Raw genomic sequence first — 22991 nt, forward strand, 5'->3', positions numbered from 1 at the left:
CGTGATCCTCTAGCGAGAACTCATAAAACAGCGCCGGTTGCGCCTCCTGCCGCGGTCCCATCATCGCCGATCCTCCCATCCAACGCAGGAATTGAATCAGCCGACGCCCCTTCGATCAAGGGCGAGTTTTTCAACAAAATAGGCCATACACGTCCGGAAATTGGACATGAACGACGGTGAACAGATCCAGTATGCGGCGGCTTGCTATTCTGTGTAATATTTCCTGACGGTATCGAGTATCTCGCGTTTGGCAGTCTGCCTGTTCCGGGCATCCGAAAACTTGCGGTTTGCGCTGAGCAGGGCCTGCAATATTTCGGGCGCATGGCGGGTATTGGCAGGGCGTTGCGGCTTGATCCGGTCGCGCAGTGCGGGGGGCATGTATGAACTGCCTTCCCCTGCAAGTGATTTGTCGATGCGCCGCTGACCCTGCTTCTATGTATTCGGTCTTTTTTCGGGGCCATTCGATTCGCCCCTGACCAAGATGGGAAGTCGCGCGTCTTGTGTCTCGTTAGCTCATCGGCACTCAAGGGCCATGCTCCCCGTCAGGCTTGCAAGACGCCGTTCGGTCGTTGGTCCATGTCCTCCTCGCTTGCAGATTCCTTTGTCCGGTGCCGCGTTCGCTTGACTACAAGCCGCTCATGGCATTCGGCCGATATCTTTCACCCTTCGTCAGAACAGCCCAGGCAATACGTGCTATCTTGTTGGCCATGGCGACCGCCGCGACGTTCACATGCGCTCGCTCCTTCAGAGCGTCTGCCCAAGCCGTTATTGGTGACGTCCTGTCACGCACGAGATGCAGCACCGTTCGAGCTCCGCGGATGAAGAGCTTGCGCAAATATCGGTTACCGTGCTTCGAGATACCGATCAGCTTGGCTTTGCCGCCTGTCGTGATCTGCCGCGGCACCAATCCGAGCCATGCGGCAAGATCACGACCTTTGCCAAAGGAGCTGCCGGTGCCGACAGCTGCTACGAGCGCTGTCGCAATCGTCGGACCGATGCCGGGGATCTCCATCAAGCGCTGCATATCGGCATCTGGCTTGGCCAGCGCCTTGATCTCGGCATCGATCGCCGCGACCCGCTCATTGATCACGTCCAATTCGGACGCCATATCAGTCACGAGCAGGCGCATTCGGGGTGAAAGATCGGAAGCACCCCCTGCGGACAATCTGGCCAGTCCCTTCTGGAAAACGTGGCGCCCAGTGCCAACCCGGATGCCGCGTTCCATCAAGAAGCCTCGGCCCTGGTTGATCAGGCGCGTCCTGTCCGAAACAAGACGCTCCCGCGCACGGTGCAAAGCCTGAAGGTCGAGCTGTTCTTCCGATTTGATCGCAACGATGGACATCGTTGGGCGCGTCGCGGCTTCGGCAATCGCTTCCGCATCACGATCGTCGTTCTTGTGAACCTTCACATAGGGCCGGACATAAAGCGGCGACATCAAACGAGGCTCATGTCCTTTCTCAAGACAGAAACGCCCGATGTGATGCGCCCCGCCGCAGGCTTCCATCGCAACCACGCAGGGCGGCAGCGCTGCAAGAAAGTCCAGCAGCCGATGCCGCTGGAGCCGTTTACGAAACACGATCGCTCCGGCTTCATCCAGCCCGGCAAGACTACAAACGGTCTTGCCCAAATCAATGCCCAGAACCTTGATGTCCATCTGATGCTCCTCTCTCCACCTATGCCTGCCACGGTAGCAGCGGTTTGGTGGGAAGGCAGTTCATCCCATTAGGTCACAGAGTTCCAGAACCGGATCAAACGGTCCCAGGTGCCGGACCGCGCTGGTTTCGAGTGCGCATTGGCTTGTCGGGTGGGGGACAACCTTTCGGCGCACCGCCTCGACGATCCGGGCAAGATCGGCAGAGTCGCGGTAGGTTTCGGCATAGGTCCGGCTGTCCATCTTCATGCGGATGGCGCGTAGGTGCTGGGCGTGACAACTGGCCAGCCACGGCGCGGCGGCGCGGGTCGAAAAGTACAGTCGGATGTCGGCCTCGGGGTGAATGTGTGCAAGGGTTTTGACAAGCGCCTGCATGAGGTCGGGTGTGGCGTCATAGCTGCTCAGATTGCGCCGGCCGGGCATGCGACCGGCGAGGTCTTCCGAGCAGAGCAGCACCGGGCGCGGGTCGGCTGAATCCCAACTGCGGGCAAGCGCGGCGGCGTGATCGCAAAATCGGCTCATATCCGCGTCGCGCCGTGACACCGACCAATCGCGCGCCGCGTCGCAGAGATCTGGCATCTCAGAGCGCAGGGCCACCCTCAGGTGTGGCCTCAGAAGCTCGTGATTGGCGCGCAATGTCGCCTGGACCGTTGTCGTGCCGGTCTTGTGAAACCCGGCATGGATAACGATCCGCTTCACCTCAGAACAGCCCGTCAGGAGGATCGGCAACGATCCGGCCGGCGACGGGATCAACGGTGGGAACCGCAGCGCGGGTAAAGGGCAGCAGGACCGTGTCCTTCAGGCCGGGACCGTGAATTTCGAGCAGATCGCCGGCCCCGTGATTCATGACAGATCTGACGGTGCCGAGCTGCTGTCCCCCGGTATCGAACACGGCCATGCCGATCAGGTCGGCATGGTAATACTCGTCTTCCGGCAGGGTTGGCAAAAGCCGGCGGCGCGCGAACAGGCGAAGACCACGCAGGGCATCGGCCTGTTCCTTGGTGGTGATGCCGCCGAGGCGTGCGGTAAAGCCATTCTGCGTGGTGCCGGTCAGGGTGACGGAAAAGAGCTGGCTGCCGTCCTCGTTGCTGAGCGGGGCATAATCGGCGATGTCCTCGGGGACAGCGCAAAAGCTCTTGAGACGTACTTCGCCGCGTACGCCGAAAGCACCTGCCAACGCGCCAACACAGACAAGATCATCCGTCATTCGGGACCCCAATGCATATTCCATCGACCTGCTCGCCACCCGCCAGCTTGCAGCGCTCGATCTGTTGTGACCGCTCATAGAACAAACCCACGAGAAACGCGATTGCCGTGAACATCAAGAGGCGTATCAAACGAAACATCAACCGAACCTCGTCTTGTCAGCGGTCGAGAAGTGTCGCGGGACCCGAGCGGTCTTCCCAGCCAACCCGGCTGAGTTCCGGCGTGTCGGAGCTGCTCTCGGGGTATCCTACGCAGAGATAGGCGATCAGTTTCCAGTCATCGGGAACCGCGAGGTCGCGGGCCAGACGCGCGGGATCAAGGATCGACACCCAGCCGACGCCAATGCCGTGCGCGCGTGAGGCCAGCCAGAACTGCTGGATCGCGCAGACGACGGAATAGTGGCGCATCTCGGGCATCGTTCGGGTGCCCAGGCCACGCCCCTGCGTCGTGGCGTCATCGCAGAACACCGCCAGTTGTACCGGCGCCTGAGTCATTCCCGACAGCTTGAGGCTGGAATATAGCTGCGCGTCTTCGCCATGGTATCCGGCGAGCGCATCTGCGTTGGCCTCGCGGAAATTGTCGAGCGCGTGACCGCGCGCGGCCGCAGACGTCAATCGCACAATACGCCACGGTTCACTGAGGCCGACAGAGGGCGCCAGCGACATGGTGGACAGGCAGGTTTCCAAAAGCTCCGGGTCCAGCGGGTCCGTCCGAAAGTTGCGAACGTCGCGCCGCCATGCCATCAACCGGGTCAGGTCGTCGCGAAACGCCCGGGAAAATCCGGGCGTTTCAACAGGATCCACCATTTATTCGGCGGTTTCCTCTGCCGGAGCAGCGGCAGCGGCTGCCTTCTCGGCCTTTTCTTCGGCGCGTGCCTTGGCTTTCTCGCCGGGGGTGCCTTTTTGCGGGTTGTTACGCTCGGTCTTTTCGCGAACGCCAGCCGCTTCAAGCATACGCGCGATCCGGTCGGTGGGCTGCGCGCCCTGGCTCAGCCAGTACTGAACGCGCTCCATGTCCATCTTCACGCGGTCCTCGCTGTCTTTCGGCAGCAGAGGATTGTAGATGCCCAGCTTTTCGATAAAGCGGCCGTCGCGCGGCATGCGGCTGTCGGCTGCGACGATGCGATAGAAGGGGCGCTTCTTGCTGCCGCCGCGGGCAAGTCTGATTTTCATGGCCATTTGTCGTGTCTCCTGTGAATGGCTTTGCACCTGGGGTGCATTGGTTTGTCAAGATTTGTGTTTTTCGTGGTGGTGGATGACTTCCTGAATGATGAAATTCAGGAAAGCCTTGGCGAACTCAGGATCCAGATCGGCCTGTTTCGCCAGGTCTTCGAGACGTGCGATCTGCTGCGCTTCGCGCGCCGGATCGGACGGGGGAAGGTCGTGGTCGGCCTTGAGGCGGCCAACCGCCTGGGTGTGCTTGAACCGCTCGCCCAGGGTATAGACGAGGATCGCATCCAGCCGGTCGATACTTTCGCGATGTTCCTTGAGCAGCGCGGCGGCGCGGGCGACGTGGTCAGTCAAGAGCCCATCCTTTCGGTTTGAACAGGGAATCGCGGCAATGGTCATTTTCCTTTTCGACCCCGTGGACAGGCCGGCGACCAACCGAACGCTCGCGCGAGGCTTTGAATGCGCCGCCGATCATGAATAGGCCTCCATACCGCCATCGGCCAAGCCGTCAGGAACCGGATGCCGATACACGAGACAGGGCGCGTCGCCGGGTGTCGCGGCGTCATCGTCACGGCATGCACCGAGCCGTTCGGCAAGCGCGATGGAACGGGTGTTGTCCGGATCGATATAGCTGACCGCGCCATCCCAGTTCAGCACGTCATAGGCAAAGCCGCGCGCCGCCTGTGCCGCCTCGAATGCAAAGCCCCGGCCTTCGGCCTCTTGAGACCAGATCGACCAGCCGATTTCCTGCTCGGGCCAGCCGGCGGGGAACCACGGCCCGACCGCGCCGAGGGCGGCATCATCCCCTTTGCGGGTCATCACGAAATTTCCCCAGCCGCGCAGGATCCAGTGGCCGATGACGTGGCCAAACGCGCGCCAGGCCTGTCCTTCGTCAATTTCGCCGGAACGGATGAAACGCGATCGCTCGGACGCCATCATCGCGCGAAAGACCGGCCAGTCCTGCGGGCCGGGCGCGCGCAGGATCAGGCGTTCGGTTTCCAGAACCGGGGTATCTGCGAGATGCGGTGTCACGGGCGCACCTGCAACATGCCTTCGGCAGGGTCGTTTTGCCGCGCGCGCCGCATCACGCCGACGGGCGGTTGCACAGCCGCAGCGATGGTATTCATGAAGAGAATGGGCCGCATCACCGTCACTTCTTCTTGCCAAAGCCGGAGAGGCCGGGGGGCAGGCCCATGCCACCACCCATGCCGCCGAGGCCGCCCGGCAGCTTGCCGCCCATCTGCTTGGCCGCCGCTTCGAGCGCCGATGCGTCCATGTCGGCGGGCATACCACCCTTGCCGAACATGCCCTTCATGGCCTGTTTCAGCATGCCGCCTTTGCCCATCTTGCCCATTTTCTTCATCATGTCGCCCATCTGGCGATGCATCTTCATCAGCTTGTTCAGGTCCGACACCTGCATCCCCGCGCCGGCGGCAATGCGTTTCTTGCGGCTGGCCTGCAGGAGTTGCGGGTTGGCGCGCTCCTTCTTGGTCATCGACTGGATCAGCGCGATCTGCTGTTTCAGGATCCTGTCGTCAAACCCGGCATCCTCGACCTGCTTGGCCATCTTTTTCATGCCGGGCATCATGCCCATCATGCCCTGCATGCCGCCCATCTGGATCATCTGCTCAAGCTGCATCTTGAGGTCGTTCATGTTGAACTGACCTTTCATCATGCGCTTGACCATCTTTTCGGCCTGTTCGGCCTCGATGGTTTCCTGGGCCTTCTCCACGAGGCTGACGATATCGCCCATGCCAAGGATGCGGCCGGCAATCCGGTCGGGTTCGAATGTTTCGATGGCGTCCATCTTTTCGCCGAGGCCGACGAAACGGATGGGCTTGCCGGTGACCGCGCGCATCGACAGGGCGGCACCCCCGCGTCCGTCACCGTCCATACGGGTCAGGACGACGCCCGTGACACCGATCTTGTCGTCGAACTCGGTGGCGACATTGACCGCGTCCTGGCCGGTCAGCCCGTCAACCACCAGCAGGGTTTCACGCGGGTTCGCCACGTCGCGTACATCGGCGGCCTGCTGGATCAGTTCCTCGTCGATATGTAGCCGGCCCGCTGTGTCGAGCATATAGACGTCATACCCGCCAAGGCTGGCTTGGGTCTTGGCGCGCTTGGCGATCTGCACCGGGGTCTCACCCTTGACGATGGGAAGGGTATCGACACCGATCTGGCGGCCGAGAATGGCCAGCTGTTCCATTGCGGCGGGGCGGTTCGTGTCGAGCGAGGCCATCAGCACCCGCTTGCCGTCTTTTTCCTTGAGACGCTTGGCCAGCTTTGCGGTGGTCGTGGTCTTGCCCGACCCCTGCAAGCCGACCATCAGGATCGGAGCAGGCGGATTGTCGATCTTGAGCGCGCCGGGATCGCCTTCGCCGCGCAGCACGTCGACCAGCGCGTCATGCACGATCTTGACGACCTGCTGGCCCGGTGTGACCGATTTGGTGACGGCCTGGCCGGTGGCCTGTTCCTGCACTTTCCTGACAAAATCACGGGCGACGGGCAGTGAGACATCCGCTTCGAGCAGGGCAACGCGAACCTCGCGCAGGGCGGTCTTGACGTCCTCTTCGGACAGCGCCCCTTGCTTGGTCAGCCGGTCGAACACGCCAGAGAGACGATCGGATAGGTTTTCAAACATGGCCAATTGGCCTCCGTACCGGTTTCCGTTGCGCCCAACATGGGATGGGACGCCAAAATGCGCAATCGCCCCCACGGGCGTAACACGCTGGTGGAGGGCGATCCCCGTGAAAGGGGACCGGAAGTCATGGCGCTTCCGGGTGTTTGACGGTCGATTAGCCGCGATGCCCCGCCCGAGTCAAGTGCTCGGAGCGGGTTTTCGACAAAAGCCGCGCGATCAGGCTGCGAGCGCGGAAATCCTGGCGTTCGCGGCGGCCACGGCTGCGTCCCGATCCGCATTCAGACGGTCGGCGGCAATGAATTCGATGTCGCGGAGCCCGACAAACCCCAGGATGTGGCGCAGATAGGGAGTTGCAAAATCCAGTTCGGACCCGACAGGCGAGCCGCCGGTCGCGATGGCGACGATCGTGCGCTTGCCGGTCAGCAGGCCACGCGGCCCGGACTCGGTATATTCGAAGGTGCGCCCGGCACGGGCGATCAGGTCGATCCACGCCTTGAGGCTGGCAGGAATGTTGAAATTGTACATCGGCATGCCGATGACAATGGTGTCGGCGGCTTCGATTTCTTCGACCAACTGATCGGACAAGGCCAGAATTTCCTTCTGACGGTCGCTGCGGGTGTCAGCCGGGGTGAAATTGGCGATAACCCAATCCTCGGTGATATGGGGCAGAGGGTCGGACAGGTCGCGGCGCAGTGTCCGTGCTGGCCTCAGGTGCTCGACGATGCTGGCACTGAGATCGCGCGAGACCGATCCCTGGCGACGGGCAGAAGCGTCGATGTGCAAAATGGTTCCGGTCATTGTATCAATCCCTTTTCCGATATGTGATCTTGCGGCAGTTCTCTTGGTCGGGCCATCAAATAAGCCTTGTGCCATCGAACGCAATTGATCAGAAAGCACGCTAATTGTTGAAATTTGCACAGAGGGCGGCGGATGGACAATTGGGACGAAGTGCGCACCGCGTACCAGGTTGCGCGCATGGGGACCGTCAGCGGGGCGGCAGAGGTTCTGGGTGTTCACCATGCAACGGTCATTCGGCATATCGATGCGATCGAAGGGCGATTGGGCGTCAAGCTGTTTCAACGTCATGCGCGCGGATACACACCGACCGAAGCGGGCACCGATCTGCTGCGCGTGGCGCAGGCGACGGATGATCAGCTGAACCAGCTGGCGGGGCGTCTGAAAGGGCAGGGAGACGATGTCGGCGGCGAACTTGTTGTCACCTCTCTCGGCGCGTTGTCCGCACTGCTGGTGCCGGTCCTGACCGAATTTCAGCAGATGCACCCCGATCTCGTGGTTCGCTTCCTTACCGGCGAGCGATTGTTTCGCCTTGAATATGGCGAAGCGCATGTGGCGGTGCGGGCCGGTTCGCCGCCGGACCAGCCGGACAATGTCGTGCAACCCTTCGCGACGCTGAACGCCGGCTTGTTCGCCAGCAAATCCTATGCCGCAGCGCATGGCGTGCCCGACGGCCCGGAGCAGTTTGGTGCCCACCGTTTCGTGACGCATGACGATGAAAACAACCGCGCACCCCACGCCCGCTGGTTGCGCGACAACATCCCGCCCGAGGTGGCGACATTTCTGGTCACCGACCAGCAATCGATGCAGGACGCAATCTTTGCCGGCGCGGGGATCGGGTTCCTGCCATCCTGGCTGGCGGCGCAGCGCGACGATCTTGTCCCGGTCATGCCGCCACAATCCGAATGGGCATCGTCCATCTGGCTGGTCACGCACGTGGATCTGCACAGGACAAGCAAGGTGCAGGCCTTTACCAAATTCCTCAAGCAACGCGCATCGGAATGGCGACTGTGACGCCGCAGGCCCAGGGACACCTCAGCATGCTGTTGTTCTCGGTGCTCGTCGCCGGATCGTTTTCACTCGGATCGTTGATTGCCAACGAGATCGCCCCGATGGCGCTGACCGCGCTGCGGTTTGCGATTGCCGCCGGTATCATGGGGGCGCTGGCGCTGGCCACGACCGGGATACCGCGCCGCACCTTTGACGCGCCGTGGCGCTATCTGGTGCTCGGAGGGCTCTATGTCATCTATTTCGTGCTGATGTTCGAAGGGCTCAAGACCGCGCCACCGGTCAGTGCATCTGCGGTGTTTACCCTGACACCGATCATGGCGGGCGTGATCGGCTGGTTGCTGCTGCGCCAGGTCACGACGTCGCGCATGGCGCTGGCACTCGCGATCGGGGCCATCGGGGCGCTTTGGGTGATCTTTCGCGCGGACTGGGCGGCGGTGCGCGCCTTTGACGTCGGCAGGGGTGAGGCGATCTTTTTCTGGGGTTGCGTTGCGCATGCCGCCTATCCACCGGTCATGCGCCTGCTGAGCAGGCAGGAACCGGCCGCCGCCTTCACTTTCGCGGTAATCGCGGCGGGGTGCCTGATATTGATGGTTGTCGGATGGACCGACATTCGCTCTACCGACTGGGCCGGGTTGCGGCCGCTGGTCTGGATCACCATAGCCTACCTGTCCTTTTTCGCCACCGCCGGGACGTTCCTGCTGGTGCGGATTGCTGCGGTTCGGCTGCCGTCGGCCAAGGTCATGGCCTATACCTATCTCACGCCCAGCTGGGTGATCCTGTGGGAGATCGCGCTTGGCAACGGAGCGCCCGGCGGGCTGGTTCTGGTCGGGGTCGCGCTGACGGTGATTGCGCTGCTGCTGCTGCTCAGGGACGAACACTAGCGCAGCCGCAGACAAGCGCGCGTTTCAACCGTTTGCCTTGGTCTCGGCGTCGAGCTCCTGTGCGAGGAACCGCTCGAACGCATCCAGATTGACGGGTTCGAACTGTCCGAATCCCTGCATCCAGACCGAAGCGCCCCGCAGAGCGTCGGGTTCAAGCTTGCACCATTTCACACGACCGCGCTTTTCCTGACTGATCAGACCTGCGCGTGTCAGGATCGTGAGATGCTTGGAAATCGCGGCCAGCGACATCTCGAAAGGCGCGGCAACATCCGTCACCGCCATGTCGTCCTCAAGCAGCATCGTGAGGATCTCCCGCCGCGTCGGATCGGCCAGTGCGGCAAAGATGGTATCAAGGTGGTCGGACATGACCCTGTCATACGCGCCCGCCGCGATCAGGAAAAGACATATGACCTGCTATCCCGGCAGCCCGTGATCGCAGGTCGCCCGGCAGGCGCGTATATTCGCGTCTGGATTGATCTGCATCAAAGCGATCGCCCGCGACCCTGCTAGCTTTTTGGGATCGGTCCGGATGCCGGCAGCTTTGTGAAAGGAGTGAACATGGACAGCGCCTCTGAGCCTGCGACCAAAAAGGAAGAGAGGAACGTGTTCCTGTTTCTGGCTGTCGTGCTGGCACCCGCGCTCGCCGTGGCCCTTGTAGGCAGCTACGGGCTGGCGATCTGGATTTCGCAAATGTTCCTTGGGCCTCCGCAAGGCTAAAGGGTGCCCCATGCCAGCAAACGCCAGCAACTCTTTGACCAGACGCGATTTCCTGAGAAGCCGCATTTCGGCTCCTGTCCCGGAATTCCGGCCGCCCTGGACTGATGACGCAACTGTTCAAAGTCGATGCACCGGGTGCGGGGATTGTGTCGATGCCTGCCCGCAGAACATTCTGGAACTGGATGAAAATCGCCACGTCCGCGTTTCCCTGCGCGGTGCGGAATGCACGTTTTGCAAGGCCTGTGCCGACGCGTGTGATGCGTCTGTCTTTGATACGGAGCAGACACCGCCCTGGCCGGTGGTGGCGGAGATCTCCGGCACCTGCCTGTTGGCTGCCGGGATCGCGTGTCAGTTGTGCACCGATATCTGCGAGCCACAGGCCTTGCGCCTTGATCCGGACGTGCGCCCGATGGGGCGTATCCGCCTGGAAACCGCGTCCTGCACCGGATGCGGTGCCTGTCTCGCACCGTGTCCCAACACCGCGATCACACTATCCGATCGCAGAATGAAAGGCCTTGCCGCATGAACCGGCCCCTCCACATCTCCAGCCTGCTCGTGCGCAGCCAACCCGAGCGGATGCGCCGGATCGCCGACCATATTGCCCGGATGCCTGATGCAGAGGTATCGATGACCGATCCTTCGGGCAAGATCGTGGTGCTACTGGAAACCGGCAGCGATCAGGCCATCGCCGATTGTCTCGCGCATATCCAGCTGCTCGATGGCGTCGCCAGCGCGGCGCTTGTCTTTCACCGGATTTGCGAGGCGGACGATCTGTCCGCCACCGCCCCCGAACTTCAAGGAACCCTGCAATGAGCGGACTCACCCGACGTGAATTGATCAAGACCCAGGCCGTTGCGGCCGCAGCCCTTGCCGCCGGTCTGCCGATCCCGGTGGCGGCCCAGAACCTGGTGACCGACGCGGCCCTGACCGACCTGAAATGGTCCAAGGCGCCGTGCCGTTTTTGCGGCACCGGCTGTTCGATCATGGTCGCCACCAAGGCAGGCCGGGTCGTCGCCACCCACGGCGATACGCAGGCCGAGGTCAATCGCGGGCTGAACTGTGTGAAGGGCTATTTCCTGTCCAAGATCATGTATGGCGCGGATCGGCTTACCCGGCCGCTGCTGCGCAAGCGCGACGGGGTCTATCACAAGGACGGGGAGTTCGAGCCGGTCAGCTGGGACGAGGCCTTTGATATCATGGCCGAGAAATGGAAAAAGACGCTGGCCGAAAAAGGCCCCGAGGCAATCGGCATGTTCGGTTCGGGCCAGTGGACGGTGTGGGAAGGCTATGCGGCCTCCAAGCTGATGAAGGCGGGGTTCCGTTCGAACAATATCGACCCCAACGCCCGCCATTGCATGGCAAGCGCGGTGGCCGGGTTCATGCGCAGCTTTGGTATCGACGAGCCGATGGGCTGCTACGATGATTTCGAAAATGCCGATGCGTTCGTGCTCTGGGGCTCGAACATGGCCGAAATGCACCCGATCCTGTGGACCCGTATCTCGGACCGACGGTTCAGCCATCCGCATGTCAAGGTGGCGGTGCTGTCCACCTTTACCCATCGCAGCTTTGACCTCGCCGATATTCCGATGGTCTTCACGCCGCAATCCGATCTCGTGATCCTAAACTACATCGCCAACTACATCATCCAGAACGACATGGTGCACACCGATTTCGTGCGTGATCACGTCAACTTCAAACGCGGGGTGACCGATATCGGTTATGGCTTGCGCCCGGAGGATCCGCTCGAAGTCAACGCCGCGAACGCCGGCAATGCAAATGCCGCCGAACCGATGAGTTTCGAAGAATATGCCGAATTCGTTTCGGAATACACGTTGGAAAAGACGGCGGAAATGTCGGGCGTTCCCGCCGCACGGCTCGAAGAACTGGCGAAACTCTATGCCGATCCAAAGACCAAGGTGATGTCGCTCTGGACCATGGGCTTCAATCAGCACACACGGGGCGTCTGGGCCAACAACCTGATCTACAACATTCACCTGTTGACCGGGAAAATCTCGACGCCGGGCAATTCGCCCTTCTCGCTGACCGGTCAGCCATCGGCCTGTGGCACCGCGCGCGAGGTCGGAACGTTCTCGCACCGCTTGCCCGCCGACATGGTTGTCACCAATCCCGAGCATCGCGCCTATGCGGAAAAGGTCTGGAAGCTGCCGGCGGGGACGGTGCCGGGGTGGTTGGGCAGTCACGCCGTGAAGCAGAACCGCGACCTCAAGGATGGCAAGATAAACTGCTACTGGGTGCAGGTGAACAACAACATGCAGGCCGCGCCGAACATGATGAACGAAGGGTTGCCCGGTTATCGGAACCCCGAGAATTTCATCGTGGTCTCGGATGCCTATCCCACGGTCACCGCCGAGGCTGCGGATCTGATCCTGCCCGCCGCCATGTGGGTCGAAAAGGAAGGCGCCTACGGCAATGCAGAGCGGCGCACGCAGTTCTGGCACCAGCTTGTCGATGCGCCGGGCGAGGCGAAATCCGATCTCTGGCAACTGGTCGAGTTCTCCAGGCGGTTCACCACCGACGAGGTCTGGCCGTCCGAGCTTCTGGACGCAAACCCCGAATACAAGGGCAAGAGCCTCTTTGAGGTGCTGTTTGCCAACGGCAAGGTCGATAAATTCGGGCTCGACGAGGTCAGCGATCAATATGCCAATCGCGAAGCCGAGGCGTTCGGGTTCTACCTGCAAAAGGGGCTGTTCGAGGAATATGCCGAGTTCGGTCGCGGCCACGGTCACGACCTTGCGCCGTTTGACACCTATCACGAGGTACGGGGCCTGAGATGGCCGGTGGTCGATGGCAAGGAAACCCGCTGGCGTTTCAACGGCGAGCATGATCCGTATGTGCGCGACGGCAAGGCGATCGATTTCTATGGCAACAAGGATGGCCGCGCCAATATCTTTGCATTGCCGTTCGAACCGGCGGCTGAGAGCCCCGATGCAGACTTCCCGCTGTGGCTGTCGACCGGCCGGGTACTGGAACACTGGCACTCCGGCTCGATGACGCAACGGGTTCCGGAACTGTATCGCGCGGTCCCGGACGCGGTTTGTTACATGCACCCGGATGATGCGACAGACATGAATCTCAGGCGCGGCTCCGAGATCCGGGTGATCTCGCGGCGGGGCGAGATACGCACCCGCGTCGAAACCCGCGGGCGCAACAAACCGCCGCGCGGGCTGGTCTTCGTGCCGTGGTTCGACGCACGCAGGCTGATCAACAAGGTGACGCTTGATGCCACCGATCCGATCTCGAAACAGACCGATTTCAAGAAATGCGCCGTGCGCATAGAAGCCGTGTGAGGTGTGAGATGAAATATCTGCAGTTTCTGCCACTTCTCGTCATCCTGATCGTCGGCACGATTGCCGTCGCGGAAAATCAGGTGGCAACCTTGCGCCCGGACGTGCCGCTGGACCAGGATGGCGAGGCGACGCAGATTCCCGGCGTCGTGAACTCCGATATCCGGCAGGTGCGCAATTATCCGGACCAGCCGCCGCTGATTCCGCACAAGATCGACAATTACCAGATCGACCTGAACGCCAACAAATGCCTGACATGCCACAGCCGCACGGCGATTGACGTCAGCCAGGCCCCCATGGTTTCGGTAACCCATTTCATGAACCGCGAGGGCCAGACGCTGGCCACCGTCACGCCGCGACGATATTTCTGTACACAATGCCATGTCGTGCAGCATGACGCGCGTCCGCTGGTCGAGAATACCTTTGTGGATGTCGACAGCGTTCTTGACCATGTGAAATCCCGTGCGGGCGAGGCAGATTGATGTGGGGCTTTGTCAAACGCGTCTGGTGGATCATCCGCCGGCCGAGCACCTATTTTTCACTGGGTTTCCTGACCATTGGCGGCTTTATCATGGGGATAGTGTTCTGGGGCGGGTTCAACACCGCGCTCGAGATCACCAATACCGAGCAATTCTGCACCAGTTGCCACGAAATGCGCGACAACGTGTTTCAGGAGCTCAAGCCGACGATCCATTATTCCAATCGCTCGGGCGTTCGTGCGTCCTGTCCGGATTGCCACGTGCCGCATGAATGGACCTACAAGATCGCGCGCAAGATGCAGGCCAGCAAGGAGGTCTGGGGCAAGATCTTCGGTACAATCAACACCCGCGAGAAATTCCTGGAAAAGCGCCTCGACCTTGCGCGCCACGAATGGGCAAGGCTTGAGGCGAATGACTCGCTTGAGTGCCGCAACTGTCATTCCGCGGCGTCGATGGACATCACGCGCCAGAGCAAGCGTGCCGCAGAGGCGCATGAGCGTTTTCTGTTCACCGGCGAAAAAACCTGCATCAACTGTCATAAAGGCATAGCGCATCAACTTCCGGACATGGGCGAAGCCAATCTGGATCACGCAACCCTGCTGCCCGGGGGCAACGCGGCGGCGGCAACCGAACTGCGAACTTATCTGGGCTCAGGATCCAACTGACCGTATCGCGTGGTCGATGGATCAGCTGTACGGGCGAAGTTTTGGAAGGCCATGTTGAGAGATTGGTGGCGCATACTTTTGTGGTCACATTCATCCCGAGAACGCCAGGAACGACCGCAAGCACCGTCGCTTGAAGCGCGCCACCAGACGGGCAAACGCCGCGTTGTGATCGTCATGCGTGAGCGTTGAAAGCCGCACCCTGCCTGTCGTTGGTATGTCTGACGCAGAAGGCGTCGCACTGGCAAACGAGAACCTATCCAGCCAGTCCACTATGTAAGCTGCTGAAGCAAGCCATTGGGACTTGCTGCACAATGATGGACGTGTCGCGTTTTGATGCCGCTCCTTTGATAGCATTTATTGCAGAAAAGGAGACGATCCATGGGGACGAAACGGCCGGGCTGATGCGGTGCGGATCGCGCTGACGAGCGGGCTGGCATGCAAGCAGGTGGCATTGGATTTGGGCGTTGGCCTGTCGACGCTGAACAAATGGGTCACCGCATCGCGACACGGATGTTGTGCCGGACAAGGACCTCGACCTTGTCCTTGAGAACGAGCGGCTTCGACGAGAGAACCGCATTCTGAAGGAGGAGAGAGACATCCTAAAAAGGCAACGCAGTTCTGCGCGAGCCAAAAGTCACGAGGTTGCGGTTCATCGAAGAGCATGGCCACGAATTCCCGACCACCCGCCTTTGCCAGGTTCTGGATGTCAGTTAATGTGGCCTGCGCGCCTTTCGCGGCCGCCCAGCCAGCCAAAGGCAGCGGAGCAACATGGTTGTTCTAGCGCACATCAAGGAAAAATTCCGGCTCAGTCTGGACAGCTATGGACGGCCAGGGATGACTTAAGAGTTGAAGGAGCCGGGCCTGAGCGTCGGGCATCGTCATGTCGGTCGGTTGATGCGCGAGAACGGCATACGGGTCGAAAGATCAAAGAAATACAAGGTGACGACCGACAGCAATCATGCCTTCAACATCGCGCCCAATCTGCTGAACCGGGACTTCACAGCGCACGAGCCCAACCGAAAATGGGCGGGCGACATCAGCTACGTGTGGATCCGGCAAGGATGGCTGTATCTCGCCGTGATCTTGGATTTGCATTCTCGCCGTGTGATTGGCTGGGCGGTCAGCAACCGGATGAAACGAGACCTCGCGATCCGAGCGTTAAAGATGGCCGTGGCGCTCCGCCAGCCTCCCAAAGGCCGCATCCATCACACGGATCGCGGCGGTCAATATTGCTCTCACGATTATCAGATGCTACTGTGTCAGCATGGCTTCCAAGTATCGATGAGCGGCGAGGGCGATTGTTATGACAACTCCGCAGTCGAGACGTTCTTCAAGACGATCAAGGCTGAGCTGATCTGGCGGAGGCCTTGGCAGACGCGCAGAGATGTCGAGTTGGCCATCTTCCAATAAATCAACCGCTTCTACAATCCGCGAAGGCGGCACTCAGCATTGGGCTGGAAAAGCCCGGTCGCCTTCGAAAGAAAAGTGGCTTAAACGAGTACTTGGGGTGGCATTAATACGGGACAGGTCCACGGCTTTGCTGTTGACTGCGTGAACCACAGTGAAATCTACAGCGACCACGGTAAGCACACCAAAATGAATGACTGAAAGCCACTTTTCCAGATGTGTTGTGCCCAAATGATATGGCGTGTAAAGAAACCTCACGTCGCGGATCGGTGGCCGAGCGGTCGAAGGCACCAGTCTTGAAAACTGGCGTGCGTGAAGACGTACCGTGGGTTCGAATCCCACCCGATCCGCCATTTTACAATCCGGCACGGATTCCCCCCTTAACACTTTGAACAGAAACGAAACCTCCGGGGTTCGAAACCCTGTTTCGCGGCAGTAGGCCAGACGGTCCTTGAATGCCAGTCTAAGGACGAGTCGTTGCAGGTCGAAGCGACCTGTTTCCCATACTTTCCAAAGGCTTGCAGGAAATCTGATCGCGAGTTCGAACATTTGCTCGAAGGTTGCTTTCGGCTTGCCTGTTGCTTCGGCTTTTTCAGCGAGCAGCAGCTTTTCCTGTTCGATCTGCCCGATCTTCTTTTCATACGCCTTGATAACCGTGCTGGTGTCCGCCTCCATGAGACGGGAGAGCAAAGCTTCGACCTGCGCATCCAGTTCCTTGATCTTCTGAGCATAGAGCGCCGCGTTTTCGCGGGCGCGGTCCTGGCGCTCATTCCACGCAGCACTGAACATGCGCTTGGCAATCGAGAGGTTCTCAGGTGACGGAGTGATGTCATTGAGCAGAACGGCGAACTCCCCCTCGATCATATCGCGGCGAATGGATTTGCGGTAGGAGGAACAGCCCTTGTGGAAGCACAGATAGTAGGGATGTTTCTTGCCCGTCTTGCTCTTCGACCAGCAGGAGGTCAGCGGGTGTTCACAGTCACCGCAAAGGGCAAAGCCGCGCAGCGGGAAGTCTTCGTTGATGTCCGACCGTGCCGCAACACGCGCGCCTTCACGGATACGGTCCCGCACACGGGTATAGGTATCGAGCGAAATCAGTCCGTCATGCTGGCCTTTGCGAAGCGTGATGCCCCATGCAGGCACCTCGATGTACCCGGCATAGTGCGGACGGGTCAGCAGGCGGATGACTTCCTCATAGCGGACAAAACCGTTCGGGAAGCGGGAGGCGAATGCAGGTTCGGATTCGAGATAGCTCTTTACCTCTGACTGCGAGGCGAAGCGCCCACAGGCAAAGCCTTCAAGGGCTTCGGCAATGATCGTGGCAAGCGGTTCGTCCCGGACCAGCATCTTGCCGTGTCCGGCCACACGTTCATAGCGAAAGCCCGGCGGTGCGGGGAAGCACCAGTAGCCGTTCATAGTACGGGCGCGCATGCGGTTGGTGGTCTGTTCGCGGTTTTTCTGGCGCTGGTGTTGTGAGACGGACGCCAACAGGTTCTCAATCAGGACGGAATCGGAATCCTCTCCAAATGTGATAGAGGGGCTTTCGAGCTTGCCGCCAAGGTCTTTCAGGGTCCGGCGCAGCGTCCAGTGGCTTTCAATGTCACGGGCAAAGCGACTGATATCGTCAATAATGACGATGATGCCTTCGCGCCGCATCGCCTTGATGAAGGCGATCAGCTCATTGAAGGACGGGCGATCCATCAGCCCGCCGGAAACACCGCGCTCATGGAAAACCCTGATCACCTCATAGCCTTTGCGCTCGGCATATTCGCGGCAGCGCGTGGCTTGTGATTCAAGGCCGTGGCCTTCCTCTACCTGGCGGGCGGATGATACGCGGCAATAGATCAGGGCTTTGGGGGTATCGGTATCGGGATTCTTGAAGTGTTCTGCGCTCATGGTCGCTCCTCTTGTTTTTGATTGTCAGGGGATACGACTGTTTCACGCGGCAGGTCTTCAAGGCAGATGTAGTTTAGCACATCATCGAAGCCGACGTCACTTTCGGGGAAAAGTTTATCCCCAGCCTTGACGCTGAACCCCAGATCAACAAACGCCACCATCACCTGCCACAGGGCGAGCAGACATTCTTTTTGCTGGTCTCCGGAAAGACCTTCGCCCGCCAGTTCAGACCCATAGTCTTCCAGCAGGCGGTCACCGAGTGATCGTGGCGGCCCGAGCGTGCTCAGGTCCTTCTGCTCTGTTTTCGTTTTCCCTCTATCTTTCATGGTGCGTCCTTTCTCTTGTTCTTGTTGGTGTCAGAACGGGCGCGGCCCCACATAGCCAAGCGCCCGTCGGTTATTCGGTAAGTCACCTGCGGAAGCGTGCTGGACGCTCAGAGCGGGAGCGGTTGCTTCCCTGTTCGGCCTGCTGCTCGGTGTTCCGCTCCTGGCTGCGTTCACGTTTCAGATCGCGGACAACGCCGTGCGCTTCACGAGCAAGTTCGGCCACACGCAGCAGTTCGCTGGCAGAAAACGACTGGGTTTCCTGGAGATGGCCGTCCTTGTCCTCGTAAATCTTGGCAAGAGAGACCGTGTAGTACGGGCCTTTCTCGGACTCGTTCTCCCAGATGCTCGCCTTCAGGCGGCTATCGCGCAGGGTTTCGATTGGTTTGTTGGGCACAGTTGTACTGTCCATGGAAATGCTCCTTTCCTTGGTTTGGGTCTAAGTTTTCGGGATTTGTCGTTTTGCTCTTATGGTCCGCGAGGCGATGCCGTCAGCGAATAAGAACAAAGGTAGAACATATCACATCAGCTTTCTCCTTTTCAACGTAAAATTGAGCAAGATCAGAAGATTAGAAGTTACTGATATGGACTACCGTCGGATCGCCCGCTGAAATCCGCGACTGAGGATCGGTCTACGGGCACGTTGCGCCATGAAGTCATCACGGGACAGCCGCGTGTCATGCTGATGCTGAATCGTGTTTTGGACCGAGACAGCCAGTGCCTGCCATTTGGTATGGCTGCGTATGGAGGCGCGCTTCTTGAACGCTTTGGTTTCGGGGCGGGCGTGGAAGCCTGCGCGCAGGCGGCGAACCTGATCGTTATAGGCGTCCGTATCTCCCATCGGAGAGGGTTGCGGGGCAGTCCCGCATTCAAGGTGGCGACTGATGTAAGACGTCTCCGCCCGGAACAGCAGATGCGTGAACAACTCGTCCCGACGCTCACATTTCTCGAATACCTGTTCGAAGTGCTCGCGTTGTTGCGCCTCGCCAACAAGCCCGATCCGCATGCGCACATCTTCTTTACGCGAAATTTGCCGGGCGGAATCGAACTCTGGTAGGATTTCGATCTGACCAGTAATAGGAGATTTAGTGACCACAGCCCCACCCCCCGACAACTTTGACTATGACACTCTGAGTGCCCAGGTACGCGCATTGGCCGACGCCGCCATTGCAGCAGGTGCCGACCCGGAGTTCACAGCAGCGAGCATTTTCCAGGACAGTTTCGACGTGGCCTTTAACAGCGGCCCGGACAAAGCCTTGCGGCATATCCTCTTTGCAATGGACCGCGCCGAAGAAGACATGCGCAAGTTCCATGACAGCTTTGGAGACAAGCTCGACCTTGAAGAGCTGGTCCACGGACGCATTGTCCCGAAAACTTCCCGCGCGTGAAGTAATAACCGCCTTCACGTCTTGTCCTCCCCGATGTGAGACCACATGCCGTCCCGGTATTGCGGCAGGTGGGCAAAGCGATCCGGTACAGCTTCGCGGATGACGGGACGTTCTTCTTTGTGGCCGGAACTGGTCGCGACGGTGACGCGATCCAGCGGCGGATGATACGGGTTAGGATGGTAGCGCCCGGCCATGAACGGCTGGTCCCAATAGGGGCGACGCTGCGCGAAGATCGCACCGGGAAGGTTGTCCGCGAAAACCAGCATCCGCTCACCCGGCAGACGCAGCAATTCATCCGGTGTCATCAGCGGACGGCGGATTTTGCGGCGGTAATCACTCTCAAAGGATTTCTGGCGCAGTTTGTGCGATAGCTGGAACGGATCACCGCCGCCCATCAGCTTCTGTAGCAGTGACAGGCGGTCCGCCTTTGCACGGCTCTGTGTCAGTTCATCATCAAACCCAAGCGTTTCATCGCCCAGCATCGCCGAGACAGTGCGCGCCGTATCCAGGTCCCTGATCCCGAAATACATCTGGAGGGCGGCACTGGAGGGAATAATGCGCTCCGCCCCCGGAGCCACATTGTCCATCTGCCGGAAACTCTGGAAGACAGCGAACGGTTTGACGCCGATCCCGGCCCCGTAAGTGAAAAGCTTCGGCACCAGCGGAAACCCTTCAAGCTGGCCGCATTCATCCAGCATCAGAAGAAGTTCTTCCGCCTGGGGTTTGCGGGATTTTTCCGTGACAGCCCGGACGAAGAAGCTTTTCAGCACGGCCTTCCACGGCGAAATCATGTCCGGCGGCACCATCAGGTAGAGCTGTGTATGGTGATCCTCCGAACAGAGGTCAGCCAGATCAAAGTCATAGGGCGGCGACAGGGCGTCCATCAGTTGAGGATCGGACAGGCAGGCAACGGCGCGCTGGATTTCTCCGATAATACCCTTGAAGCCGCCCGACGAATCTTCGCGCGCGGCATGTATTTCAGCTTCAACCGAACGGCACAGATCAATGCCGGAGCTGTGCATCTCCCAGGCGATATCGCGCCACTCACCATCGTTTCTGACAAGTGCTGTTGTTGCCTTGTAGAACCCCGGCAGGCTCAGTTCCCCGTCGATCTTGGTGACGATCAGGCCAAGCGCCTCGCTGATCCGATCAGCACTTTCCTCAAAATAGACAGCACCTTGCGCCCCTGAGCGGGGACGCAGGTTCTCGATGGCGACTTTGAGATCAGGAATAAGGGTCGGACTGGACCAGCGGATATGCCCAAGCGGGTTCATCCTGTGAGACGGCAGGCCGTGCAGGTCACGCGGGTTGAAGTAAACGGCGGATTTAGGTGTCATCGCCGCTCACCAGATCATAAGAGATTGCAGCCAGTTCGCCCTTCACATCAAGAACAACCATCGACCCGCCGTCATAGACACCCCGGCAGATCGTGTAGGCAATGATGTCCCGCAGTTTGCCGGAGCGCGCCCCCGCCTTCAGCAGAACGGGACCGTCGCCGCTGTGCCAGATCGAGCGCCCGTTCAGTTCCCCGCAATAGATCGAGGTTAGGGTTTGCTCGAACATCCCGGCGCGGCGCACTTCCTCTTCCGTCGCAAAACGGGCAGAGCCAAACGGAAACCCTGAGTTGTCACGATCCTCCGTCATTCTTCAAACTCCACTATCCCGGTGAATTTGAGGGTGACGAGAACAACGAACATCCAGCCGACGATCAGGGGCCAGTTCATGACCCGTTTCGTCTCAATGTGCTCTTCGGTCACGCGGGACACGACAATGGGCTTGTCGGTACGAAGCCATTTATCAAAGTAGTAGAGAGCCTTACGCATATCCTTAGTCCTTCTCCATGCGTTTGATGAAACGGCGTCCCAGCCTCATGCCGAGGTCTGTGACCCAGAGGGCAAGCAGGCTGCGAACGATGTTGTAGGTCAGGAGGGCCAGCGCCGCTTTCCACGCCAAAGCCAGCCATGACAGGGGCGCGGGGCCGTAGGTGCGGACCGTATAATCCAGCAGCCACGGCCAGGTTGCATCGAACAGGTGCGGCAGAAGCAGATAGGCTGCGACCACGCTGATGACGAACGCCGCGCCGCTTGCAGCTCCGCTAAATCCGCCTTGCCCCTGACTCATAATGCTATCCTCTTGGTCACAGCCCGACGTGCGGTTACGCTTGCAGGCATGAGCCAAGAAGACCCCATAGATTTCCGGGCATTTGTGGAAAGTCACCACAAACGGTCACGGGAAAAAGCGGTAGAGCCGCCCTCAATTCCCTATCCGAAGGAATGGAAGGGATTCTGCTTCGAGGTTCTTGTCGCCTTTCGGGAAGCGGAAAAGAAGCGGCTGAACAGAAAGAAATACGGCTGGCTGGCCACGCGGGACGCAATTATGCAGGACTTCGACGGCGCATCAGGACGGGTTCTGGCTGCACGCGATGAGCGGCTAACCAAAGATCAACTTCAGGACTGGGAGCGCCACGGCAACATTCCAGATAAGCCATTCGCCTTCGTGGACAGGTTCGTGCGCCAGCTTGACCGTCCTCAGAGCCACAGCGTTGTTACACGCGACATGCGTTTCAAACACTTTGAACGCCTGTCTCACGGCCTCAGCGAGATGTACCAGAACCGCAGCATCGACCGGCAAGAAGTTGACATGCTACGGAAAGAGATCGGAAAATTCCTTCTCACGCCGGAACTGGAGAAATCCAACTTCAAGCATATCGCAATCCGTATGGATGATGTGACAGGTTCGATGATCAAGGTCACGTTCGTCTATTGCCCGTTTGCCATTGAGAAGGAAAACCCGTCAGATTTCTGGCGCTCGGGCCTGTTCTATGACGGCTTCCTCATTCCCTTGCCCGATTTCACAAAGCCCGATGAGTTCGAGAAGTTTGAGCTTGGCAAGGGTCTGAAGGCAGGGAAGGATTATGAATGCCTGCTCTTACTGTTCCGACCGGAATGGCGGGGCAGCTATATGTACGGCTATGTCATGGCGAAGGTGAAATTCGGCTTCACGAACATGCTCTCAAAAGAACTGATCCTGGTCAGCTTGGAAGCCGTCGAGCCGAATTTGCTGTTCTCGCCGTTCGGCCTGACGATCAGCCGCGACCCACGTTATTATCAGGAAAAAGGTCCGCCTACCGATCTTCTGAAATTCGACAATAACCAGAAACATACTGAATTTCTTGAAAAATATTTCAACTATTGCTATAGAGGGTATTTGTTTTAATGAGTAATGCTTTGAGTGAATTTATAGACCCGAAACAAACACCGCCTGATATCTTTCGTGCCGCCCAGAATAACGACGTGGCCGAACTTCTTGCTGCCCTAGGTCATGTTGACAAATGACGGATCCAAAGTCGGATTGACGCGATGTCGATGAAGCCCAGGAAGCTTTCAGCCGTCTTATCGTAGCGGGTTGCGACGCGCCGGGCGTTCTTGAGTTTGTTGAAGCACCGCTCAACCAT

30 protein-coding genes, 1 tRNA gene and 3 pseudogenes are annotated in these 22991 nt (G+C 59.5%); 15 read left to right on the top strand and 19 right to left on the bottom strand.

What is annotated here, in order from left to right; genetic code table 11:
• Positions 1-204: 204 nt before the first annotated feature.
• The 10 genes from AB9K34_RS00715 to AB9K34_RS00760 form a co-directional block, all read right to left on the bottom strand.
• The gene (locus tag AB9K34_RS00715) at positions 205-378 is read right to left on the bottom strand and encodes a hypothetical protein (RefSeq protein WP_369952563.1); all 174 of its coding nucleotides are present in this window, start codon (positions 376-378) and stop codon (positions 205-207) included.
• Between the two features lie 247 nt (positions 379-625).
• Positions 626-1654, bottom strand: a complete 1029-nt coding sequence (locus AB9K34_RS00720; RefSeq protein WP_369952564.1) for an IS110 family transposase — start codon at positions 1652-1654, stop codon at positions 626-628.
• A 60-nt stretch (positions 1655-1714) separates the two neighbouring features.
• Positions 1715-2350 (bottom strand): hypothetical protein, encoded by a 636-nt coding sequence (locus AB9K34_RS00725; RefSeq protein ID WP_369952565.1) that lies wholly within the window; start codon positions 2348-2350, stop codon positions 1715-1717.
• Between the two features lies 1 nt (position 2351).
• Positions 2352-2858, bottom strand: coding sequence for a ribosome maturation factor RimM (gene rimM / locus AB9K34_RS00730; protein WP_369952566.1), 507 nt, complete (start codon positions 2856-2858; stop codon positions 2352-2354).
• A gap of 157 nt (positions 2859-3015) precedes the next feature.
• Positions 3016-3663 (bottom strand): 5,6-dimethylbenzimidazole synthase, encoded by a 648-nt coding sequence (bluB, locus tag AB9K34_RS00735; RefSeq protein WP_369952567.1) that lies wholly within the window; start codon positions 3661-3663, stop codon positions 3016-3018.
• Positions 3664-4035, bottom strand: coding sequence for a 30S ribosomal protein S16 (rpsP, locus tag AB9K34_RS00740; protein ID WP_369952568.1), 372 nt, complete (start codon positions 4033-4035; stop codon positions 3664-3666).
• Between the two features lie 48 nt (positions 4036-4083).
• Positions 4084-4425, bottom strand: a complete 342-nt coding sequence (locus AB9K34_RS00745) for a chorismate mutase (protein ID WP_369952590.1) — start codon at positions 4423-4425, stop codon at positions 4084-4086.
• A gap of 72 nt (positions 4426-4497) precedes the next feature.
• Positions 4498-5058, bottom strand: a complete 561-nt coding sequence (locus AB9K34_RS00750) for a GNAT family N-acetyltransferase (protein WP_369952569.1) — start codon at positions 5056-5058, stop codon at positions 4498-4500.
• Between the two features lie 118 nt (positions 5059-5176).
• Positions 5177-6670: a signal recognition particle protein gene (ffh, locus tag AB9K34_RS00755; RefSeq protein ID WP_369952570.1), complete on the bottom strand. Its 1494-nt coding sequence runs from the start codon at positions 6668-6670 to the stop codon at positions 5177-5179.
• 216 nt (positions 6671-6886) lie between these two features.
• Positions 6887-7468, bottom strand: a complete 582-nt coding sequence (locus AB9K34_RS00760; protein ID WP_369952571.1) for an FMN-dependent NADH-azoreductase — start codon at positions 7466-7468, stop codon at positions 6887-6889.
• A 132-nt stretch (positions 7469-7600) separates the two neighbouring features.
• Between AB9K34_RS00760 and AB9K34_RS00765 the strand changes: the two genes are divergently transcribed.
• A complete protein-coding gene (locus tag AB9K34_RS00765) occupies positions 7601-8479 on the top strand; it encodes a LysR family transcriptional regulator (RefSeq protein WP_369952572.1) in 879 nt (292 codons plus the stop codon).
• Positions 8476-9357, top strand: a complete 882-nt coding sequence (locus AB9K34_RS00770; RefSeq protein WP_369952591.1) for a DMT family transporter — start codon at positions 8476-8478, stop codon at positions 9355-9357. Before AB9K34_RS00765 ends, AB9K34_RS00770 begins: the two co-directional genes overlap by 4 nt.
• A gap of 24 nt (positions 9358-9381) precedes the next feature.
• Here AB9K34_RS00770 and AB9K34_RS00775 read toward each other — a convergent pair whose 3' ends face one another.
• On the bottom strand, positions 9382-9723 hold the full coding sequence (locus AB9K34_RS00775) for an ArsR/SmtB family transcription factor (RefSeq protein WP_369952573.1): 342 nt from the start codon (positions 9721-9723) through the stop codon (positions 9382-9384).
• A 192-nt stretch (positions 9724-9915) separates the two neighbouring features.
• On the opposite strand from AB9K34_RS00775, the gene napE reads away from it, so the two are divergent.
• From napE to AB9K34_RS00825, 10 genes and pseudogenes are all read left to right on the top strand, one after another.
• Positions 9916-10074 carry a periplasmic nitrate reductase, NapE protein gene (gene napE / locus AB9K34_RS00780; protein ID WP_369952574.1) on the top strand — a complete coding sequence of 53 codons (159 nt, stop codon included), beginning with the start codon at positions 9916-9918 and terminating at the stop codon, positions 10072-10074.
• 10 nt (positions 10075-10084) lie between these two features.
• Positions 10085-10600, top strand: coding sequence for a ferredoxin-type protein NapF (gene napF / locus AB9K34_RS00785; RefSeq protein WP_369952575.1), 516 nt, complete (start codon positions 10085-10087; stop codon positions 10598-10600).
• On the top strand, positions 10597-10887 hold the full coding sequence (locus AB9K34_RS00790) for a chaperone NapD (RefSeq protein WP_369952576.1): 291 nt from the start codon (positions 10597-10599) through the stop codon (positions 10885-10887). The genes napF and AB9K34_RS00790 overlap by 4 nt, the downstream gene beginning before the upstream one ends.
• The gene (napA, locus tag AB9K34_RS00795) at positions 10884-13382 is read left to right on the top strand and encodes a periplasmic nitrate reductase subunit alpha (RefSeq protein ID WP_369952577.1); all 2499 of its coding nucleotides are present in this window, start codon (positions 10884-10886) and stop codon (positions 13380-13382) included. The genes AB9K34_RS00790 and napA overlap by 4 nt, the downstream gene beginning before the upstream one ends.
• Before the next feature lie 8 nt (positions 13383-13390).
• The gene (locus AB9K34_RS00800; RefSeq protein WP_369952578.1) at positions 13391-13861 is read left to right on the top strand and encodes a nitrate reductase cytochrome c-type subunit; all 471 of its coding nucleotides are present in this window, start codon (positions 13391-13393) and stop codon (positions 13859-13861) included.
• Positions 13861-14523 carry a cytochrome c3 family protein gene (locus AB9K34_RS00805; RefSeq protein WP_369952579.1) on the top strand — a complete coding sequence of 221 codons (663 nt, stop codon included), beginning with the start codon at positions 13861-13863 and terminating at the stop codon, positions 14521-14523. The genes AB9K34_RS00800 and AB9K34_RS00805 overlap by 1 nt, the downstream gene beginning before the upstream one ends.
• Before the next feature lie 29 nt (positions 14524-14552).
• Positions 14553-14797: pseudogene (locus AB9K34_RS00810) on the top strand (transposase); the annotation flags it as partial.
• 78 nt (positions 14798-14875) lie between these two features.
• Positions 14876-16017 (top strand): annotated as a pseudogene (locus tag AB9K34_RS00815) (IS3 family transposase).
• A gap of 176 nt (positions 16018-16193) precedes the next feature.
• A tRNA-Ser gene (locus AB9K34_RS00820) sits at positions 16194-16283 on the top strand.
• Positions 16284-16407: 124 nt separating this feature from the next.
• Positions 16408-16749, top strand: a complete 342-nt coding sequence (locus AB9K34_RS00825) for a hypothetical protein (protein WP_369952580.1) — start codon at positions 16408-16410, stop codon at positions 16747-16749.
• 39 nt (positions 16750-16788) lie between these two features.
• Here the strand turns inward: AB9K34_RS00825 and AB9K34_RS00830 are convergent.
• From AB9K34_RS00830 to AB9K34_RS00840, 3 genes and pseudogenes are all read right to left on the bottom strand, one after another.
• Positions 16789-17826: pseudogene (locus AB9K34_RS00830) on the bottom strand (recombinase family protein); the annotation flags it as partial.
• Positions 17823-18152: a hypothetical protein gene (locus AB9K34_RS00835; RefSeq protein WP_369952581.1), complete on the bottom strand. Its 330-nt coding sequence runs from the start codon at positions 18150-18152 to the stop codon at positions 17823-17825. The gene AB9K34_RS00835 and the pseudogene AB9K34_RS00830, both read right to left, overlap by 4 nt.
• Before the next feature lie 82 nt (positions 18153-18234).
• A complete protein-coding gene (locus AB9K34_RS00840) occupies positions 18235-18561 on the bottom strand; it encodes a hypothetical protein (protein WP_369952582.1) in 327 nt (108 codons plus the stop codon).
• 267 nt (positions 18562-18828) lie between these two features.
• Between AB9K34_RS00840 and AB9K34_RS00845 the strand changes: the two genes are divergently transcribed.
• Entirely contained in the window at positions 18829-19206 is a 378-nt protein-coding gene (locus AB9K34_RS00845) for a hypothetical protein (protein WP_369952583.1), read from the top strand.
• Between the two features lie 31 nt (positions 19207-19237).
• The gene (locus AB9K34_RS00850) at positions 19238-19537 is read left to right on the top strand and encodes a hypothetical protein (RefSeq protein WP_369952584.1); all 300 of its coding nucleotides are present in this window, start codon (positions 19238-19240) and stop codon (positions 19535-19537) included.
• A gap of 14 nt (positions 19538-19551) precedes the next feature.
• Here the strand turns inward: AB9K34_RS00850 and AB9K34_RS00855 are convergent, their stop codons facing one another.
• The 4 genes from AB9K34_RS00855 to AB9K34_RS00870 are packed head-to-tail and all read right to left on the bottom strand — an operon-like array spanning position 19552 to position 21658.
• Positions 19552-20874: a type IV secretory system conjugative DNA transfer family protein gene (locus AB9K34_RS00855; RefSeq protein ID WP_369952585.1), complete on the bottom strand. Its 1323-nt coding sequence runs from the start codon at positions 20872-20874 to the stop codon at positions 19552-19554.
• Entirely contained in the window at positions 20864-21181 is a 318-nt protein-coding gene (locus tag AB9K34_RS00860; RefSeq protein ID WP_369952586.1) for a hypothetical protein, read from the bottom strand. Before AB9K34_RS00860 ends, AB9K34_RS00855 begins: the two co-directional genes overlap by 11 nt.
• Positions 21178-21360 carry a hypothetical protein gene (locus AB9K34_RS00865; RefSeq protein WP_369952587.1) on the bottom strand — a complete coding sequence of 61 codons (183 nt, stop codon included), beginning with the start codon at positions 21358-21360 and terminating at the stop codon, positions 21178-21180. Before AB9K34_RS00865 ends, AB9K34_RS00860 begins: the two co-directional genes overlap by 4 nt.
• Positions 21361-21364: 4 nt before the next feature.
• Positions 21365-21658, bottom strand: a complete 294-nt coding sequence (locus AB9K34_RS00870; protein WP_369952588.1) for a hypothetical protein — start codon at positions 21656-21658, stop codon at positions 21365-21367.
• A 48-nt stretch (positions 21659-21706) separates the two neighbouring features.
• On the opposite strand from AB9K34_RS00870, the gene AB9K34_RS00875 reads away from it, so the two are divergent.
• The gene (locus AB9K34_RS00875) at positions 21707-22753 is read left to right on the top strand and encodes a hypothetical protein (RefSeq protein WP_369952589.1); all 1047 of its coding nucleotides are present in this window, start codon (positions 21707-21709) and stop codon (positions 22751-22753) included.
• 103 nt (positions 22754-22856) lie between these two features.
• On the opposite strand, the gene AB9K34_RS00880 is transcribed toward AB9K34_RS00875, so the two are convergent.
• A partial coding sequence (locus AB9K34_RS00880; RefSeq protein ID WP_369952484.1) for a transposase occupies positions 22857-22991 on the bottom strand: 135 nt, incomplete at its 5' end.

This window comes from Sedimentitalea sp. XS_ASV28, assembly GCF_041224545.1.
In the GTDB taxonomy this organism is placed as follows: domain Bacteria; phylum Pseudomonadota; class Alphaproteobacteria; order Rhodobacterales; family Rhodobacteraceae; genus Sedimentitalea.